Below are 17,799 nucleotides of genomic sequence, written 5' to 3'. Positions count from 1 at the left end.
GCAGCTGGTAATGTGTATGTAACAGTGACCAGGGCTAATAAACTGGAAAGTGCGAAAACCACCAAAGCCTTTAGCGCCGAGTAAGTTGAATAGAAAAGTATCAATTTAAAGCCAAAAAGATGTAGGGACAATAGAGAACTAGTCTTGTAGAAGATTATGGCTCGAAATAATAAGCAGTATGATCTAATAAGGCAAATCCTTGCATAAAAACGTTGATATTTGAAATGTATACTTTGCCGCCAAGGCCATACCAGCTTTAGGCGGCATCTTTTTTGTCTACTCAAGGCACGTTGAGACGATAATAATGATGACGTATTATGGTCATAAGGACAAAAAAGTTGTTCATAGATTGTTTACAATTTATTCACGGGAAGTTTACATCTTGAGTTTAAAGTATGGTTGAAAAAGAAATCAGATATTTGGAATTTGGCATCAAATTACATAAAAAGTGATCATAAGAAAAGAACAGGATTTTGTAAGTGTGAAAAAAAGAGGAGAAAAATATGAAAAAAACCATTTTTATTCTCGCTTTAATCGAACACTTTTAATTCCAGCTGGCTCTGTATTTGCTGCAATAAATGGCGATTGTACTCGTGATAAGGATCAAATTAAGTTGAAATTGAATAATGGTTCCTGTCAAACAGCCTTGAATGGGACCAGCGAAATCGTGACATGATCAGACTTCATCTCCGTGACGGTTCATGCCAACTGGTTTAACAAGCAATAGAAGACTCTAAATCAGCTTTTAAAAAGAGCAACTTCTGATCACTTATACAAAAACGAGGTAATAAGCGAGAATCCACCAAACTACTGTCAGTGGATTCTCTCATTCTAACTATGCCACTTCTATTGCCCCTCATGCTCTCAAAAAAATGATTTTTAAAAAATTGCTAGAATTATTAAGAATAAATGAAAACAAACGTTTTTTAAAACATTAGTAAAAAATATTGATAAGGGGTATGGGCGATGGAAAAAGGCACAATTCTAGTTGTTGATGACGATAAAAATATTTGTAAGTTAATGGATCTCTATTTAAAAAAAACAGGATATGACACTATTATGTGTCACGACGGAAGTTCTGCAATCGACCTGCTCCAAAAGACAAAAGTTGACTTGGTTTTATTGGATATCATGATCCCTTCGATTAATGGCTGGGAAGTATGTAAGCTGCTTAAAATGGAGAAGGATATTCCAGTAATCATGGTAAGTGCCAGGGATATGGTTTCAGACAAGGTTGCCGGTTTTGATGCCGGTGCCGATGATTACATCGTTAAGCCCTTTGAACCTGAAGAATTGTTGGCCAGAGTAAAGGTAAGGTTAAAGCCCCATACCCAACCTCAAGAGAATAAGGGCAATATTATAACGATACATAATCTGATTATTGACATGAATCAGTACCAAGCAAGTATTGATGGCCAAGGTGTCGAGTTGAAACCAAAAGAAATTCAGCTGCTCAGTTTCCTGGCTCAAAATAAGAATATTGTATTTACAAGAGAACAACTATTAGAAAGAATATGGGATTATTCTTATTTGGGCGATACCCGCACGGTTGATGTTCATATAAAATGCCTAAGGGAAAAATTGAAAAATGATTCTACCGGCTGGGAGATTAAGACAATCTGGGGCGTTGGTTATAAACTGGAGGTTAAATAGGATGTTCAAAAGTATATTTAAAAGTATATTTAAAAGTATATTTGCCCGCCTCTTAACGACCTATCTCCTTATTACTGTTTTAGCTATAGCTTCTATGACACTGATCCTGGCGATTGTTTACAAAGACGCGGTTTTTTCAGAAAAAAAGGAAACACTTGAATTGGTGGCCCAAAAAGCCAACCAATTGACCCAGGATTATTACCAGCATCAAATTTCTGTGCAAGAACTGAATTCAGAAGTGAATGGTCTTGCATATGGTACTGCATCGATTATTTATATCTTAAAAATTGACGAAGCACAATTTTCCAAACAGCAAGGATTGGCTCTAAACGGATTGGATGAGAGTTTTGTTGCCAGGAATGTCAAACTGGTACTCCAAGGGCAGAAGGTTTTTCAGCAAAAGGAATATTCTAAAGATTTTGCCGATTATGTTTTATTTGTAGGGTACCCTTTATCGATTAATGAAAAAATTGAGGGCGCAATTCTTATTCTTTGCCCCGTAAGCAATATCAACAAAAGTGTTGCCCAGATGTATTTAATTATCCTGGCAGTTGGTGCTGCAATGGTTATTTTAAGCCTTCCGTTCATTTATTATAATTCCAGGAGAATTTCCAAACCAATCAAAGAAATGGATGCGGCTGCCCGGAAAATTGCCCAAGGGGAGAAAGCTGATCCCACAGTGGTTGCATCGCAGGATGAAATCGGCAGGCTCTCTGATTCTTTCAACTATATGAAAGAACAGATTGATAAGACAGAAAAGATGAGAAACGATTTGATTGCGGATATTTCCCATGAACTGAGAACCCCCTTAACTTCAATTAATGGATTTATCAAAGGAATCGTCGACGGTGTTGTTGAACCAGAGGATTATCAGGAGTATATGTTCCTGATTCGGGAGGAAACCCAACGCCTGATCCGCTTAACCTCCGATCTTCTGGATTTGGCAAAGATTCAGTCCGGTAGTATAACTCTGCAGAAAGAACGTATCGAAATAGCTGTATTAGCTGAAAGTGTATTGTCTGTGTTAAGAAGTCCGGCTGAAAAGAAGCGGCTGTCCGTTATTAATAAGGTTCCCTCCGGGCTTTATGTTCTTGCTGATCCGTCTTCTTTGAAACAAGTGCTGATCAATATCCTCAGCAACGCTATTAAATATACCCAGGAGGAAGGGCAGATTATTATTGATGCGGGACTGAATAACCATGAAGTCTGCTTAGCTGTTCAGGATACCGGTTTCGGTATTGCTGCTGCTGATTTGCCCTATATTTTTGAAAAGTTCTACCGTTCAGATAAGGTCCGCAATTCTGATGATAAAAGTACAGGTCTGGGGTTAGCTATTGCCAAAAATCTGGTCGAAGTAAACGGGGGCAACATTTGGGCCGAAAGCGTTGAAGGAAAAGGGACTTCTCTGACGTTTACTCTTCTCTCTATAGAATAATTTACTTGGGTGAATTTTCACAAATTATTTACATTTTGCTTATTGGGTGTTTACATTTAAAAATTATATTAGGCTTAACAAGAACAGCTAGCTGAATTGATATCCCATTTTGAAAGAGGGGTGGACAATGAAGAAAAAAATAATTTGGGTCAGTATTGCTGCAGTATTGCTTATTTTCAGCTGCGTTGCCTGTGCCAAAAGTTCTTCTGGTTTGCCGGCTAAACAGGCAGCTGACAGCCAGGCAGCTAACTCCGGCCAAACGGGGACGTCAAAGGAAATAAATCCCAGCTCAACCAAGCAATCTTTAGACGGAACAAACAGCGGGGTCTCGGTCATAAGCAAGTCCGACAATGTTTATACGGATGCCCAAAAGCAGCAGACCCTAAATGAATTATCGGGGGAAATTGATAAACTGATTGAGAGCATCAACAATCTGGACGAAGCTCAAGATTCTGAGTTAACATTTGATCAATAAGGAGAGAGTTATATGAAAAAGTTATTAAGTATAGTAATTGCCGGAATTTTACTTCTGGGAACAGCGGGTACAGCTTTGGCTGCCGGACAGGCGACCGAACAAACTTCGGGTCAGACGGCGGGAGGAACCTCCGGACAGGGTGCCAATCAGGGCAGTACAACGCTGCAGGACAAAGGAAATACGGAAGCCTACCAGGCCGGAAAGCTCCAGTTTGAACAGGCTAGGCAGCAGGTAAGGTTAAACGCAGGTTCAACCACAGGTTTAAAGACCCAGCTCAATGATTGTTCGGAAGAACTAAAAGCCCAAATTCAAAACAAACTTCAAAACAGAGCAAATATCAGTGCTGAAGAAATGGCCAGAATTAAACAAGCAATCCAAACTTGTCAAACAGAACGCCAGCAAATTATGCTTGAACATCAGGGGAAGATTCAGGAACAGGTAGCTCTGCTGAATCAGGCTAAATTACGGGGCGATCTTGAAGCTGCCAATACAGCAATGAATATGATTCAGACAGAGCAGCAAGCCAGAATAGCCGAATTGAATAAGGTTCTGCAAGAACTTCAGACACTATTGGATGATATCAGCTAAGGACTGCAAATCGATGCAATATCTTATTGGGAAGCCCGGCAATCAGGGCTTCTTTTTTAAATAATATTAAAAACGGTTAGCCTAATCCAGGTTGAAAATAATATAAAAAATAGTAAAGGTTTAGCAATTAACTAAGCAGGACCTTCAGTTATCATTGCGTTCCTGCTTGGAGGGCTGATCATGTCTCAAGTGCTTGGAGCCATGACCAGCATAACTATAAACCGCACCTCTCCCAGATCCTTTCGCGTTTACATAGAGGAATTTTTGGGGCCATCCCAGGTGCGCTCATTGGTTGGTTGGTATTTATATCTGGTATTTTAACCCTAAGTTCAGAAGCTCTTGCCTCCGGAATTTTTTTGCGGCTCTGGTTTCCCAGTCTGTCAATTTCTGTTTTTGCCCTTTTGATATTACTTCTGGTAATTGTGATCAATGCCTTGGGAAAAAGAGGATTCAGCTATGTCGAAAGCGCAATGGCTATGATCAAAATTGCAGTGCTGTTTATATTTCTCATATTCGGAGGTATATTTCTGTTTACCAAAGGCATTCCATTGACGCCGAATTCGTTTTCCAATTTCAACACTTTTTTTCCTAAGGGAATATCAGGTGGGTGGTATTATTTACGCTGATTTTTTACAGACTTATTTTTCATGACGGGCTGCCGAAAAAATTGTTACCGACAATCGCCAGCATCACTGCCCTTGAGACGCTCAAGGTTCAACTGTTTGCCTGGATAGCCACCGCTTTATTGGTTTTAACAGCTTTAGTGGTTATGACAGTTTTACTAAAAACTATTTGCGCATTTTTTTCCAATAAGATATGCGTACCGGATTAGCCATACAAGTATTAATGAAATATTCCCTGATTCTTTAAGACTAAAATGAGGGTAAAAATATGCCAAGACCAAGAAAATGGCGAAAAGTTTGCTGCTTACCGGCAAGCAACATTTATGGGCCGCTCAATTCAGATGTGACTAAAGATGATCTTGCCGTTATGTCTGTTGATGAGTATGAAACAATACGGCTTATTGACCTGGAAGGATTTACCCAGGAAGAATGCGCTATAAACATATGTCAATAATTCAGGGTGATTTTGTCGTTAAGAAAGTTACAAAAGGTTAAACAATTTGTTAACTATTCGTCCTGCTTGCTAAAGGGAAGTTCCATAGTAACTTTTGTTCCTTGCCCCAGTGAGCTTTCCATAGTAAGCTTGCAGTTTAAAAGCTCACTCAAATGCCTGGCTATGGCCAACCCAAGCCCGGTGCCGCCGCCTTTGCGCGATTTATCCGTTTTGTAAAAACGGTCCCAGATATAAGGAAGTTCTTCTTCAGGTATACCGGGGCCTTGGTCTCGGATGATTACTTTTAATTTATCTCTAAGATCTAAAGTTACGTTAACGGTAGTTTTTTTCGGAGAATATTTTACAGCGTTGTCGATAAAGATAACAAACAGCTGCCGGAGCCTGTCATAATCACTGTTTACAGGCGGAACATTTTGGGGAATTTCACAATGCATTTGTATGTCCTTTCCCGCTGCGATGGTTTGCATACTTTTAACTGTATCGGCAAGCAGGCTCGGAATGTGAACAGGTTCGAAATTTACGGTTATTTTACCGGACTGCAGGCGGGATAGTTCCAAAAGATCCTGAACAAGCCGGTCTAAACTCCTGGTCTCGGAAAGCATTCGGCTGTAATAGCGCCGGATATCTTCAGGCTGGTCGATTGTCCCGTCAGCCAGGGCTTCAAGTGATCCCCTGATTACAGTCAAGGGCGTTTTGAACTCATGGGAAACATTGGCAACAAAATCTTTTCTGACCTGTTCCAGTTTATCGATTTTTTCTCCGGCCTCTGTTAACCCTGAGGCTAAAAAATCAAGAGAATTTCCTAACTGGCCGATTTCATCCTGACGTTTTATCCCGGTCCGCGCGCTATAATTGCCGCGGGCCATTTCCATTGCCGTATTAGTCATCGCTTTCAAAGGGCGGGTGAAAAGAATCGAATAAAAAATTCCCAAACCAATGGCAATGAGCAGGGCGATTAAAAGACTGGCCAGCAGGATACGGTTTGTTTTATCAAGTACATTGGTTATACCTGTTACCGGAGTGTGTAAGAGAACGGAGCCGATTACCTGTTTATTGACGTCAAAAATAGGGACGCCTACAGTAATTGTTTCTTCCTGATATACGCTGCTAAAGCTTTGACTAATAGATTCTTGCCCGGAAAGAACGGTATTAATAACATTTTCCGCTTCTGTTGGGAGCTGTCCCGAGTAAAAAGTGTGAGTCTGTCCTGTTCCTGCTCCCATTCCCATACCACCCGTGCCGTAGCCCTTGCTCATCCCTTTTCCCATAGGATTATTTCCAGAATCATTCTCGGGGCCACTGAAAACCAGAGGATTATTTTGTCTGTCCATAATCCAGACTTTTGCATCTGTCATGGTATCTAAAAAACGCATAAAACCGCCAATACCGCGCATTTGACCGTTGCTTTGCAAATTGACCGCAACTATTTCGGAAATGCTGCGGGCGTTAGCCAGCATAGTCTGCTCCCGGCTATCTATTTCATACTGGCGGAAAACCTGTATGAAGATTAAGCCCAGGGTAAGCATTGAGATCAAGACAATCGAAACAAATCCGGCTGTTAATTTAAAGGTAATATTTTTTTTAAACATGTTTCACCTCAAATTTATAGCCCACACCCCAGATGGTTTTAACCTCCCAATTACAGGTATCTAAACATTCTATTTTCGCTCGGAGCCTTTTAATATGGGTATCGACTGTCCTGGCATCCCCAAAGTATTCATAACCCCAGACGCTGTTTAAAAGGTTATCCCGAGAGAAGACCTTACCAGGATTAGAAGCTAATAACCAAAGTATTTCCAGTTCTTTTCTTGTAAGGTTAACCGACTTGCCGCTTATTTTAACCGTATAATCTGAAAGGTTAATTTCTAGTCCGGGAAAAACAACGCTATTCTCGTCTATATTCTTCCTGCTATCGTCCGGTAAATCAATTCGTCTAAGGACCGCCCGGATCCTGGCCATAACTTCACCGGGACTGAAGGGTTTCACAATGTAGTCATCGGCTCCGATGTCCAACCCCATGATCCGGTCGGCATCCTCGCTTTTAGCCGTAATCATAATGATTGGAACATTGGAACTTTGGCGTATCTCCCGGCAAATTTCAAACCCGTCTTTTCTTGGCATCATAACGTCCAACAAAATCAAGGCGGGGGAATACTGAAAGAACTTGGCAAGAGCTTCTTCGCCGTTATAGGCAACCACAGGAATAAAACCTTCCTTGGCTGCATAAGTTTTTAGGATATCGACGATGTCTTCGTTATCATCGGCAATTAAAATGTACCTGTTCAATATTTATTCCCCCTATCTCCTATAATAATGGCGTCAGCTTTTTTTATATTATAACATCCTTATAATTAACGCATTTTTAGAATTATCAAATTTTAAGAATTATAGCATTTTAAACCGAAAAATTTGTGACAAAACTATGACGAAAGTTATGTCAAACTTAGTTTGAATTTTTGTCAAACTTTTGTCACATTTTCTTTTTAGAATGTGACCATAACAAACAAATCAAAACAAATGAAACGAGGTACACATTATGAAAAACATCAAAAAATTTGTTGCTTTGCTCACGGTAGTCGGGGTATTAGGAATTTCAGGCATTGTCTACGCCGCCGATTTAAAAACACCGGCTGATATCGCAGCAACAGTAACAGGCCAAACGCTTGACCAAGTTACCCAGGAAAGGGCCGAGGGGAAAACTTACGGGACAATTGCGCAGGAAGCCGGTAAACTCAATGAGTTTAAAACCCAAATGCTTGAACAGAAAAAAACTGTTTTGGAACAACGGGTAAAAGACGGGACACTTACCCAACAGCAAGCTGATCAGATTTTAACCAGAATTCAGAACAATCAGGCCCTTTGTGACGGAACTGGCAACGCGGGGATTGGCCAGGGAACCGGTGCAGGGTTTGGACAGGGTAAAGGAAACGGCTTAGGCAGAGGCAACGCTACCGGAAACGGTAGTAGTGCTTGCAATGGAAGCGGTTATGGCAGCGGAATGGGTATGGGAAGAATTTAATTTTATAGATATCTGTTAATCAAAGATATCTGTAAAATAAACGGGAAGCCGGGAAAGTAAAAAACTTTCCCGGTAATCGTTTCAGAAGGGAAAGAGGTGTCTTAATGAAGAGTAATAAAATTGCCAAGTGGCTGAGGATTGTGGTTTTAGTCGGGCTGCTGGCCTGGATTACGGTTGAAGGATATTTGCACCAGGCTCTCGGAGCGGCAAAAGCGGCTTCCGTACATGCCCTGTGCCCTTTTGGAGCGCTGGAAAGCTTATATACTATACTTTTCGCCGGGAGTTATATTAAGAAAATATTTTCCGGGACTGTTGTGCTGTTGGTATTGACTGTAATCCTGGCCGTTATTTTCCGGAGAAGCTTCTGCGGTTTGCTTTGTCCCTTCGGAGCGCTGCAGGAACTATTTGCCAGACTGGGAAAGAAGATATTCAAAAAACGTTATACTATACCGCTTTTTATTGATAAACCTCTGCGTTATTTAAAATATGTTATATTGGTACTAACCCTTGTTATGGCTTGGTATACAGGGACGCTTTGGATGTCGCCCTATGATCCTTATTCAGCCTATTCTCATTTAATGGTAGTATCTCAAACCATTCAGGAAGATGCTGCGGCAATTGTCGGATTTATACTATTATTCATAACTTTGCTCGGTTCATTGTTATATGATCGTTTCTTCTGCAAATACCTTTGTCCTGCTGGAGCTTTTTATGCCTTTATAGGAAAAATAAGCCCGACCAGAATTGAAAGGGACAATCAAATATGTATTAACTGCAAGGCCTGCAATAAGGCTTGCCCGATTAATATTGATGTCGCCAAAGCAGATAAAGTAACCAGTGCGGAATGCCTTAACTGCAATGAGTGTATTTTAGCTTGCCCGAAAAAGGGCGCTTTGGAAGTTAAAATAGCCAAAAGAAAAGTTCATCCTTTGGCAGCCCTGATCATGGTAATTGTTCTATTTTTCGGAACAATAGCCGTAGCAGAGGCCACAGGAAACTATCAAGTTACTTCAGCGCCACCCAAGGGGCAGACTGTTTCCCTGATCGAGGTCAAAGGTTCGTACACAATTGAAGATACAGCAAAAGCAACTGGCTTATCTTTGGCAGAAACCTATGAACTCCTGGGTATTCCGCAAGAAGTGAATAAAAATACTAAATTAAAGGATATTTCCAAGGTAGTACCGGAGTTCAATCTGGAAGAAGTGAAAGAGAAGTAATAGTATATTACAGTCGGTCAGGATATATTGGTCGGCTGTTTCTTTTTGTCTATTTCTTAAGGATTATAATTTGTATTCTGATTGGTGATTTTGTAAAGTTGCTTTGATATTAACTATTGACAAATGTACCGTATTTTTTAAGGATAAAAGATGTTATTAATCCAAATATGGTTAGAATTATCAGAGCAAACAGATTGGTTAGAGGCCCGGCCCAGTAATATGCCTTACTGCGTATCTCTGATGGGGTGAGTTTGCCTGCTCCACGTCTCGTCTTTAAGCCACACGTCCAGAAGATCGTAAACTTTATTCTTATAAATGATATACGTCTCCTTGTCATTAGGGGCGATCTGGAGCAGCTTATGCTTTACTTCCTTCATGGTTTGATCCAAGCTTTCACAGAGGAAGGCGATTTGGTTGGCCCTGACTTTGAGCGAAGTATTAATAAAGTTTGTTTTCATCCGCTCGTAGCCCTTGGCGGATGAGCTTTTTTGGAGCGATTCCAGCGAATCATTCAGCTGTCTGGCCGTTTTAGCGAGTTCTTCTTTGGACGTCTTGACGTTCTCCAATTGGACCTTCAGATTGGCGAGCTCCGCAGTCAGGCCGGTGATGATACCGCTTTGGTCTTCCACTGTTTTCTGGAGATCCGTGTTCTCCTGCAGGGCTAGGTCTTTTTCCTGTAAGGCCTGGTCTTTTTCTTGCCGGGCCTCCGTCCGTTCCTTGACCGCTTTCCTGAGTTCCTGATTGGTCATGCCCTCAATATCCATATCGATGATAAATTGTTCTCGTTCTTCTTCCGGGACTCCTAAGAGGATGACCGCCTGGGAGTATGTCAAATTCTGCACTGGTGCGGATTCTAAGTTACCGGCAAAAGCATCGGGCAGTTTGCTCCCATACTCTCTGAAGACCTTCATAAGTCTGTCGGCCGTACTCTGAGAGTAACTGACCGACTTCTCCAGCCACTTGCCCCATTCTCCATACTTAAGCAAGGCTTTGGCCTCCGTCAACCGCCTTCCAATCTCAACAGCGGCGGCAAGGTAGATCCTCTCCGTCTGGTATTTGATCATATTAATTTCAGCCGCGATGACATGCGGCGTGCGTCCGCTGATGATATCCGTTACTGTATTAGATAATGTATTTGTTACTGGATCAGTCATGATATCCACACTCCTTGGGGCTAATTTCACTCGTAGGATATGTGGCCAGGCTTGAAAGTGTGACAAGCTCAGTCGTCAGGCTTTTTATTTTAGGGAAGAAATCTTTTATTTCCCCAGATCTTTAACATTGGACAATCTTTCTCATAGTATATAAGGTCGGGAACGAACAAGCCCTGCTTGTCAACTGTTGAAGGGAGGGATAAACCATGGCAGTGACAGAAATAACGTTGGATTCGATCGTGTCAACAAAATACCAAACCGGGACTTCGCCGGCAGGCGGCCCGGTGACCCAAAAGAAAAGCCTGAATTATGTGAAGCCTACAGCCACAAGTCAAGACATCTATGATGTTGTAGCGGCTCTATCCAGTCTGAGCCAGTATCCACTGCTGAATGTTGTGCTCAGCAAGAACTGGGAGCTTACGAATGAATAAGCAGTGGGAAATCTGCCTGAAAGACTAGCTAGGTAAAGTGTAAATGCCAAGGCGATTGTCAAGGCAAATCTTTAGGGGGTGATTAAAATCGCGATTATTACAAGCAAGGTGTTAAAGCTAACTTTTCTTACTACCGGCGGCAAATCCTTCATTATTTCCGTCCCCCAGCCGAGGGTGAACCTGACGCTGGCTGAGGCCCAGACCGCGATGGAAATGGTTATAGCCAAGAATATTTTTAACAGCCCCAGCGGCGAACTGGCCACGATACGGGATATCCGGGTGATTGACATGACGACCAACGATCTCTATGATCCGCCGGTAGCGTAAGCAATTTGCCCATAGAAAAGGAGGCGCCTTTTGAACTGCACCCAGTTCTTAAGGCGCTGCCTCTTTCTTCGTTCTCTTCATTCCCAAACATCTCAGATAAAACATGAGCGGCCAGCTTACCCTCGTTGATATCCTGGATGGACAAAATGATACAAAATAAATGCTTCAGGCAGGAAAAATATGGAATGCGTAGAATCGCTGTTGTTGGAGGGATCATGATGAAAATAATTCAGGAAAAAGTCTTTAGAGCAAGTATTTTGACCATTCCGGGGATCGGTAGTCAAAGGCTGCGTCAGCTGATAGCCTATTTTGGGGGTGCTGCTGAAGCTCTGGAAGCGCCTGCCGGTGCTTTTTCCGAGTTAGCCCATCTCGTTTGGGTGAAAGAATTTCTGCAACACAGGGTCGAACTTAATCCTGAAAGGCTTCAGGAAAGACTTCAGAGGGAAGGTATATCCTTGGTCATGCCGGGAGAGTTCGTGTATCCGTATTTACTCGCTGAGTGCGCGGATGCGCCTCCCGTGCTGTTTTACAAAGGTGTGCTTCAGGAGCAGAAGGAGGGAATAGCGGTGGTTGGTGCGAGAAAGGCTTCACCCTATGGTAAAGCAGCGGCCTCTTTTTTAGCCGGCGGGATTGCCAGAGAAGGTTATGCCGTAGTCAGCGGCCTAGCCCGAGGCATAGATACGGCAGCGCATCAAGGGGCGCTTGAAGCCGGTGGGATTACTTGGGCCTTTATGGCCGGAGGGTTGGATACAATCTATCCGTACGAAAATAAGGAGCTCGCAAATTCCATCATCGAAAAAGGTGCGCTGCTAAGTGAGTATCCACCGGGTATCCCGCCCGAGCCAGGACAGTTCCCGGCCAGGAACAGGCTGATCAGCGGTTCGTCCCGCGGAGTTATTGTAGTCGAAGCAGCCGAAAAAAGCGGCGCACTGATTACAGCTGACTATGCCCTGGAACAGGGACGGGAGGTGTACGCTGTTCCAGGTCCAATCTTCAGCGAGCTAAGCCGGGGAACACATCAGCTGCTGCGGATGGGTGCAAAAGTAACGGAGGACATGAGGGATGTACTGAGCGAACTGGCTCCGTTCACACCCGAAAGCAGGCTAGCAGAAGTTCCGGCATGTCTGGAAGGAATGACTCGGGTAAGGTCTAAGGGAATGATGCAAACAGAATCGAAATGGGCTGAAATCCTGGGGTGTTTGAGCGATGTCCCGCTGCATATTGACCGGTTGGCTGCCTTATGCCCGCTTCCGGCTCAGGGCATTGCACTGGGACTGCTGGAGCTTCAGCTTGCCGGAGAGGTTTTGCAGCTGCCAGGCCAACATTATGTCCTTCAGCGTTAAAAACGTTATTCATATTTACAATATTTCGTTTTACCATTGTGGTTTTGAAAATAAATGGTATAATTTGTGTTGCTATTTTTTTTATGCATTAAATCTGAATGATGCATAGGATTAAGGAACATTATTTAATAATATTAATCAAATTTTAATCAATATAGATACAATAGAATTACATTGAGAGAAATCATGAGGTGAAGCATGTCGAAAACTTTGGTCATCGTTGAATCCCCGGCCAAGGCAAAATCTATCAGCAAATTTTTGTCCAAAAATTATCTGGTTAAAGCTTCCATGGGACATCTGCGAGATTTGCCAAAGAGCCAGATCGGGGTTGATATCGATCATAATTTTGAGCCAAAATACATTGCGATCAGAGGACGCGGCGATTTGGTCAAAGACCTTAAAGCTGCAGCTAAAACTGCCGACCGTGTCTTGCTGGCGTCCGACCCCGACAGGGAAGGTGAAGCGATTGCCTGGCACTTGACGCACTTGCTCGGTCTGAATCCCGAAGAGCTGAGCAGGATCGAATTTCATGAAATAACGAAACCAACGATTCAAAATGCCGTTAAAAAACCTCGCAAACTGGATATGCATCTCGTAGATGCCCAGCAGGCGCGCAGGGTTTTGGACAGACTGGTGGGCTACAAATTGAGCCCGCTTTTGTGGCGGAAAGTTAAAAAAGGTTTAAGTGCCGGACGTGTTCAATCTGTTGCGGTCAGAATGATCTGTGACAGAGAAGAAGAAATCCGCAACTTTGAACCGGAAGAGTACTGGACCCTGGATGCGGAATTTTTGTGCCAGGGAGGCAGTTTTGCCGCCAAACTGCTTCATAAGCAAGGCAAAAAGCTGACGATCTCGGGCCGCGAGCAGATGGATGAAGTATTGCGGGAACTCCGGGCAGCCGCATTCACAGTCGGAGAGGTAAAAACGAAGGAAAAACGAAAACAGCCGGCGCCTCCTTTTACGACCAGCAGTCTCCAGCAGGAAGCCTACCGCAAATTAAACTATACACCCAAAAAGACGATGATGCTGGCCCAGCAGCTCTATGAAGGACTTGATCTCGGGAAGGCCGGTACGGTCGGATTAATTTCGTATATGCGTACGGACTCTGTCCGGATTGCCGACACTGCCCAGGAAGAGGCCAAAGGTTTTATCATCGAGACTTACGGCGAAACCTATTATCCCGAAGAGCCGAGGAAATTTGCCAGCAAAGGCCGGACCCAGGAAGCGCATGAGGCAATCAGGCCAACATCCGCTCTCAGGACGCCTGAATCCGTCAAAGGCTTTCTCGGACGAGAGCAGTTCAAGCTTTACCGGCTGATATGGGACCGTTTTGTTGCCAGTCAGATGAGTGCGGCGGTTTATGATACGATTACCGTAGACGTTCTGGCCGGTGATTACCTTTTAAGAGCCAATGCTTCAGCAGTGAAGTTTCCGGGATATCTTACCGTCTATGAAGAAAGCACCGATGAACCGGAAAAACTGGATAATGAGGAAAACTGCCTGAAAGGAGATCTCTCGATCGGGCAGAAGCTGCAGTTAAGGCAGCTTCAGGAGAAGCAGCATTTCACCGAGCCCCCGGCGCGTTATACTGAGGCAACCTTGGTCCGGAAAATGGAGGAAGAGGGGATTGGGCGTCCGAGTACGTATGCACCGACGATTGAAACGATTCAAACGAGGGGCTATGTAGCAAAGGAAGAGAAGAAACTTGTTCCAACCGAACTTGGTGAAATTGTGATCAACTTGCTGAAAGAGCATTTTCCGGATATTGTCGACCAGGAGTTTACAGCCAACATGGAGGAAAAGCTTGACGATATCGAAGACGGAAAATCGGATTGGAAGAAGATTGTCGGAGAATTTTACGGCCCGTTTGCCGATACACTTGAGAAAGCTGAGCAGAAGATCGGCAAAATCAAAGTTGAGGATGAAGTTTCAGATGAAGTCTGTGAACTTTGCGGCAGGAATATGGTCATCAAGATGGGACGGTTCGGAAAGTTTTTGGCTTGCCCGGGTTTTCCTGACTGCCGGAATGCGCGACCCTTACTCGAGGAAATCGGCGTGAACTGCCCGAAATGCGGAGAAAAACTTGTCGTCAGGAGATCGAAAAAAGGACGTAAGTTTTACGGCTGCAGCAAATACCCGGACTGCGATTTTATTTCATGGGAGAAACCGGCACCTCACCCTTGTCCGGAGTGCGGCGGGGTAATGACCGAGAAAAGTACCAGAAAAAACAAAAAATATGCCTGCATCAATCATGACTGCAGGTTTACCGAAGAAATCAAGGAAACAGAATAAAAATGAGAATCTAAGAACGATACTACACGACTAGGATGGGTACTATGGCAAAAGCGACAATCATTGGCGCGGGCCTTGCGGGGCCCGAAGCTGCCTGGCAGATGGCCCAGCGCGGGATTGACGTCGATCTTTATGAAATGCGTCCGCTGAAAAACACACCTGTTCATCAAACGGAACGATTTGCCGAGCTGGTTTGCAGCAATTCGCTGAGGGCTGCCGGCCTTGAAAATGCGGTCGGGCTGCTCAAGGAAGAAATGAGGCGTCTGAATTCGCTGATCATGGCGGCAGCAGACCAGACTTCTGTACCGGCCGGAGGGGCTTTGGCTGTTGACAGGAATCTTTTTGCGCAAATGGTTACCGATAAGATCTCCGGTCATCCGAATATTAATATCATCCGCGAGGAAGTGAAAACGATTCCGGCGGACGAAAAAGTGATCATTGCCACAGGGCCGCTGACAACGGATGAACTTGCTGCGGATATTCTGCGGCTGACCGGGAAAGAGGCGTTGTCTTTCTTTGATGCGGCGGCGCCGATTGTCGATCTTGAGACCGTCGATCTATCCAAAGCTTTTTGGGCATCCCGCTACGACAAAGGTGAGGCAGACTATCTGAATTGCCCACTCAGCAAAGAAGAATATGAAACTTTTTATGAGGCCCTGATTCAGGCTGAAGCTGCCGAGGTTCAAGGTTTTGAAAAAAATCTGGTGTTTGAAGGCTGTATGCCAATCGAGGTCATGGCCCAGCGCGGGCTTATGACGATGGCCTTCGGGCCGTTAAAACCTGTCGGGATTATGAACCCGCATACCGGTAAAAAACCGTTTGCTGTGGTTCAGCTGCGGAAAGAAAATATCCAGGGAAGCCTTTTGAATTTGGTTGGCTTCCAGACACATTTAAAGTGGAGCGAACAAAAACGCGTGTTCAGGCTGATACCAGGCTTAGAACACGCGGAATTCGTACGTTACGGCGTCATGCACAGGAATTCGTTTCTGAATGCACCTGAAGTCCTAAATGCCGATTTTAGCTGCCGGGTGAAGCCGGATCTGTTTTTTGCCGGTCAGATTACAGGTGTGGAAGGCTATGTCGAATCAGCAGCCAGCGGTTTTTTGGCCGGATTGAATATGGCACGTCTGCTGAACGGACAGGATACGCTTGTCTTCCCGCCTGAAACAGCGCTTGGCGGACTCGCCCGCCATTTAGAAGGTTCGCCCAGTGTTCATTTTCAGCCGATGAATATGAACTTTGGTTTAATCTCTCCTCTAGGAGAACGAATCAAAGGAAAACGCGAAAAAAATACAAGGTTATCAGCAAGGGCCCTGCGCGAACTGGAAAGATTCATCGAAGAAAAACAACTCTAGTACATTGATCTTTTAATAATTTGACAAATATATTTATTTGGGTCTGGTCTGCGCGCCACATTCTGCTCTCGGCAGATAGCGCCCTCCATGGCGCTAACAGCCGCGCTCCGCATCCATGCTCCGCTTACGCTGGAACTGTGGCACACAGCCCCAGCTATGAAGGTTTAAATGTCTAGTTATTTAGAGAACGGTATACTAGAATAGGTTCTCAGAATAACGCTAACTCCAAAAAAGCTTATACTACTCCAGACAAGTCTCCGTAATGGATGTCCAGCGTCAAGCGGAGCATGGAGTGCGCAGCGCGGCTTTTTGACGGCCACGGATGGCCTAATGTCGCGATGCCACGGATGGCAAAGAGCGACTTGCCATGGATGGCACAACAGCCGAAAGCGGTCATCCATTACGGAGACTAACCCGAAATAGGCTTTATGAATCAGTCTAATACATAATGAATGGGTGGTGAAACAGGTGCTGGCAGATAAGGCCCTTGATTTGTTCTCCGCTTACCTCAAAACCAAAAATTCTTCCGAACTGACGCTTGCCGCTTATCAGAGTGATATCATTCAGTTTCTGGAGTTTTCTGCCCATGAATGTGGGATGGAAACCGAAAGTCTCGATGTTAACCAGATCGATAAATATATTGTCCGCAGTTACATTGGTCAGATGACGGAAAGGGAACTGAAAAGAAAAAGCATTGCCCGAAAAATCGCTGCAATGCGTTCTTTTTTTAAATTTCTCTGCCGTGAAGAAATTGTCAGCCAGAACCCTGTACAGAAAATTGCGACGCCCAAAGTCGGCAAAAATCTCCCGCGTTTTCTTTTCCAGGAGCATATGGAAAAGCTTCTGGAAGCTTCAAATCAGGATGAAAAGAACGGACTGCGCGACCAGGTGATTGTCGAACTGCTTTATGGTTCAGGACTTAGAGTAAGCGAGCTTGTCAGCTTGAATAAATCAGATGTGGATCTTGATGGCAGCCTGATCAGGGTGTTCGGGAAAGGGAAAAAGGAGCGGATCGTTCCTTTGACGGAACCGGCGGAAGAGGCAATCAAAAGATACCTACTGCAGCGGGATGATCAACAGGAAGCGCTGATTTTAAACTACAAAGATATGCGGCTAAGTTCGCGCTCAGTGCGCCGGATCCTGGACAAACTGGAGAAAACCGCTAAGCTTAACCAGCATGTTCATCCCCATATGCTCCGTCATACATTTGCAACGCACCTGCTGGAGGGCGGCGCGGATTTAAGAAGTGTTCAGGAGCTGCTGGGGCATAAAAAATTGTCTTCAACCCAGATTTACACGCACCTGTCCAGGGAAAAACTTCGGAGCGTCTACCTGAAAGCTCATCCGAGAGCAAAATGAAGTAATATTTAGAATATTCATAAAAACTACTGCATTTTTGAAAATTACCCTTGACTCTTCAGCCAATAATAAGT

16 protein-coding genes and 1 pseudogene are annotated in these 17,799 nt (G+C 44.1%); 14 read left to right on the top strand and 3 right to left on the bottom strand.

Going from position 1 to position 17,799, the window contains the following annotated elements; genetic code table 11:
• The first annotated feature begins 481 nt into the window (after nucleotides 1-481).
• From A7K50_RS00210 to A7K50_RS00175, 6 genes and pseudogenes are all read left to right on the top strand, one after another.
• Entirely contained in the window at nucleotides 482-676 is a 195-nt protein-coding gene (locus A7K50_RS00210; protein ID WP_119774272.1) for a hypothetical protein, read from the top strand.
• Nucleotides 677-966: 290 nt separating this feature from the next.
• A complete protein-coding gene (locus A7K50_RS00205) occupies nucleotides 967-1,653 on the top strand; it encodes a response regulator transcription factor (RefSeq protein ID WP_119774271.1) in 687 nt (228 codons plus the stop codon).
• 1 nt (nucleotide 1,654) lies between these two features.
• The gene (locus A7K50_RS00200) at nucleotides 1,655-3,088 is read left to right on the top strand and encodes an ATP-binding protein (protein ID WP_158582027.1); all 1,434 of its coding nucleotides are present in this window, start codon (nucleotides 1,655-1,657) and stop codon (nucleotides 3,086-3,088) included.
• A 127-nt stretch (nucleotides 3,089-3,215) separates the two neighbouring features.
• Nucleotides 3,216-3,563 carry a hypothetical protein gene (locus tag A7K50_RS00195; RefSeq protein ID WP_119774269.1) on the top strand — a complete coding sequence of 116 codons (348 nt, stop codon included), beginning with the start codon at nucleotides 3,216-3,218 and terminating at the stop codon, nucleotides 3,561-3,563.
• A 12-nt stretch (nucleotides 3,564-3,575) separates the two neighbouring features.
• The gene (locus A7K50_RS00190) at nucleotides 3,576-4,151 is read left to right on the top strand and encodes a hypothetical protein (RefSeq protein WP_119774268.1); all 576 of its coding nucleotides are present in this window, start codon (nucleotides 3,576-3,578) and stop codon (nucleotides 4,149-4,151) included.
• 891 nt (nucleotides 4,152-5,042) lie between these two features.
• Nucleotides 5,043-5,210, top strand: a pseudogene (locus A7K50_RS00175) (DUF134 domain-containing protein); the annotation flags it as partial.
• Between the two features lie 71 nt (nucleotides 5,211-5,281).
• Here the strand turns inward: A7K50_RS00175 and A7K50_RS00170 are convergent.
• Both A7K50_RS00170 and A7K50_RS00165 read right to left on the bottom strand, forming a co-directional pair.
• Complete coding sequence (locus tag A7K50_RS00170) at nucleotides 5,282-6,817, bottom strand: HAMP domain-containing sensor histidine kinase (RefSeq protein WP_119774264.1); 1,536 nt, start codon at nucleotides 6,815-6,817, stop codon at nucleotides 5,282-5,284.
• Nucleotides 6,810-7,514, bottom strand: coding sequence for a response regulator transcription factor (locus A7K50_RS00165; RefSeq protein WP_119774263.1), 705 nt, complete (start codon nucleotides 7,512-7,514; stop codon nucleotides 6,810-6,812). Before A7K50_RS00165 ends, A7K50_RS00170 begins: the two co-directional genes overlap by 8 nt.
• 250 nt (nucleotides 7,515-7,764) lie before the next feature.
• On the opposite strand from A7K50_RS00165, the gene A7K50_RS00160 reads away from it, so the two are divergent.
• Both A7K50_RS00160 and A7K50_RS00155 read left to right on the top strand, forming a co-directional pair.
• Nucleotides 7,765-8,247, top strand: coding sequence for a DUF2680 domain-containing protein (locus A7K50_RS00160; RefSeq protein ID WP_119774262.1), 483 nt, complete (start codon nucleotides 7,765-7,767; stop codon nucleotides 8,245-8,247).
• Nucleotides 8,248-8,351: 104 nt separating this feature from the next.
• The gene (locus A7K50_RS00155) at nucleotides 8,352-9,464 is read left to right on the top strand and encodes a 4Fe-4S binding protein (RefSeq protein WP_119774261.1); all 1,113 of its coding nucleotides are present in this window, start codon (nucleotides 8,352-8,354) and stop codon (nucleotides 9,462-9,464) included.
• A gap of 224 nt (nucleotides 9,465-9,688) precedes the next feature.
• Here the strand turns inward: A7K50_RS00155 and A7K50_RS00145 are convergent, their stop codons facing one another.
• Nucleotides 9,689-10,618: a DUF3102 domain-containing protein gene (locus tag A7K50_RS00145; RefSeq protein ID WP_119774259.1), complete on the bottom strand. Its 930-nt coding sequence runs from the start codon at nucleotides 10,616-10,618 to the stop codon at nucleotides 9,689-9,691.
• Nucleotides 10,619-10,824: 206 nt separating this feature from the next.
• Between A7K50_RS00145 and A7K50_RS00140 the strand changes: the two genes are divergently transcribed.
• The 6 genes from A7K50_RS00140 to xerC all read left to right on the top strand — a co-directional run bounded on the left by A7K50_RS00140 (nucleotide 10,825) and on the right by xerC (nucleotide 17,725).
• Nucleotides 10,825-11,049 (top strand): DUF1659 domain-containing protein, encoded by a 225-nt coding sequence (locus A7K50_RS00140; protein WP_015044148.1) that lies wholly within the window; start codon nucleotides 10,825-10,827, stop codon nucleotides 11,047-11,049.
• 78 nt (nucleotides 11,050-11,127) lie between these two features.
• Nucleotides 11,128-11,376: a DUF2922 domain-containing protein gene (locus A7K50_RS00135; RefSeq protein ID WP_020493123.1), complete on the top strand. Its 249-nt coding sequence runs from the start codon at nucleotides 11,128-11,130 to the stop codon at nucleotides 11,374-11,376.
• 215 nt (nucleotides 11,377-11,591) lie between these two features.
• A complete protein-coding gene (dprA, locus tag A7K50_RS00130) occupies nucleotides 11,592-12,719 on the top strand; it encodes a DNA-processing protein DprA (RefSeq protein WP_119774440.1) in 1,128 nt (375 codons plus the stop codon).
• A gap of 198 nt (nucleotides 12,720-12,917) precedes the next feature.
• Nucleotides 12,918-15,011: a type I DNA topoisomerase gene (gene topA / locus A7K50_RS00125; RefSeq protein WP_119774258.1), complete on the top strand. Its 2,094-nt coding sequence runs from the start codon at nucleotides 12,918-12,920 to the stop codon at nucleotides 15,009-15,011.
• 44 nt (nucleotides 15,012-15,055) lie between these two features.
• Entirely contained in the window at nucleotides 15,056-16,366 is a 1,311-nt protein-coding gene (gene trmFO, locus A7K50_RS00120; RefSeq protein ID WP_119774257.1) for a methylenetetrahydrofolate--tRNA-(uracil(54)-C(5))-methyltransferase (FADH(2)-oxidizing) TrmFO, read from the top strand.
• Nucleotides 16,367-16,834: 468 nt separating this feature from the next.
• Nucleotides 16,835-17,725, top strand: a complete 891-nt coding sequence (xerC, locus tag A7K50_RS00115) for a tyrosine recombinase XerC (protein ID WP_119774256.1) — start codon at nucleotides 16,835-16,837, stop codon at nucleotides 17,723-17,725.
• Nucleotides 17,726-17,799: the final 74 nt, after the last annotated feature.

This window comes from Dehalobacter sp. MCB1, assembly GCF_003590275.1.
GTDB lineage: Bacteria > Bacillota > Desulfitobacteriia > Desulfitobacteriales > Syntrophobotulaceae > Dehalobacter.
Note: the sequence above shows the minus strand (reverse complement) of the source record. Positions and strands in the feature narration are given on the sequence as shown.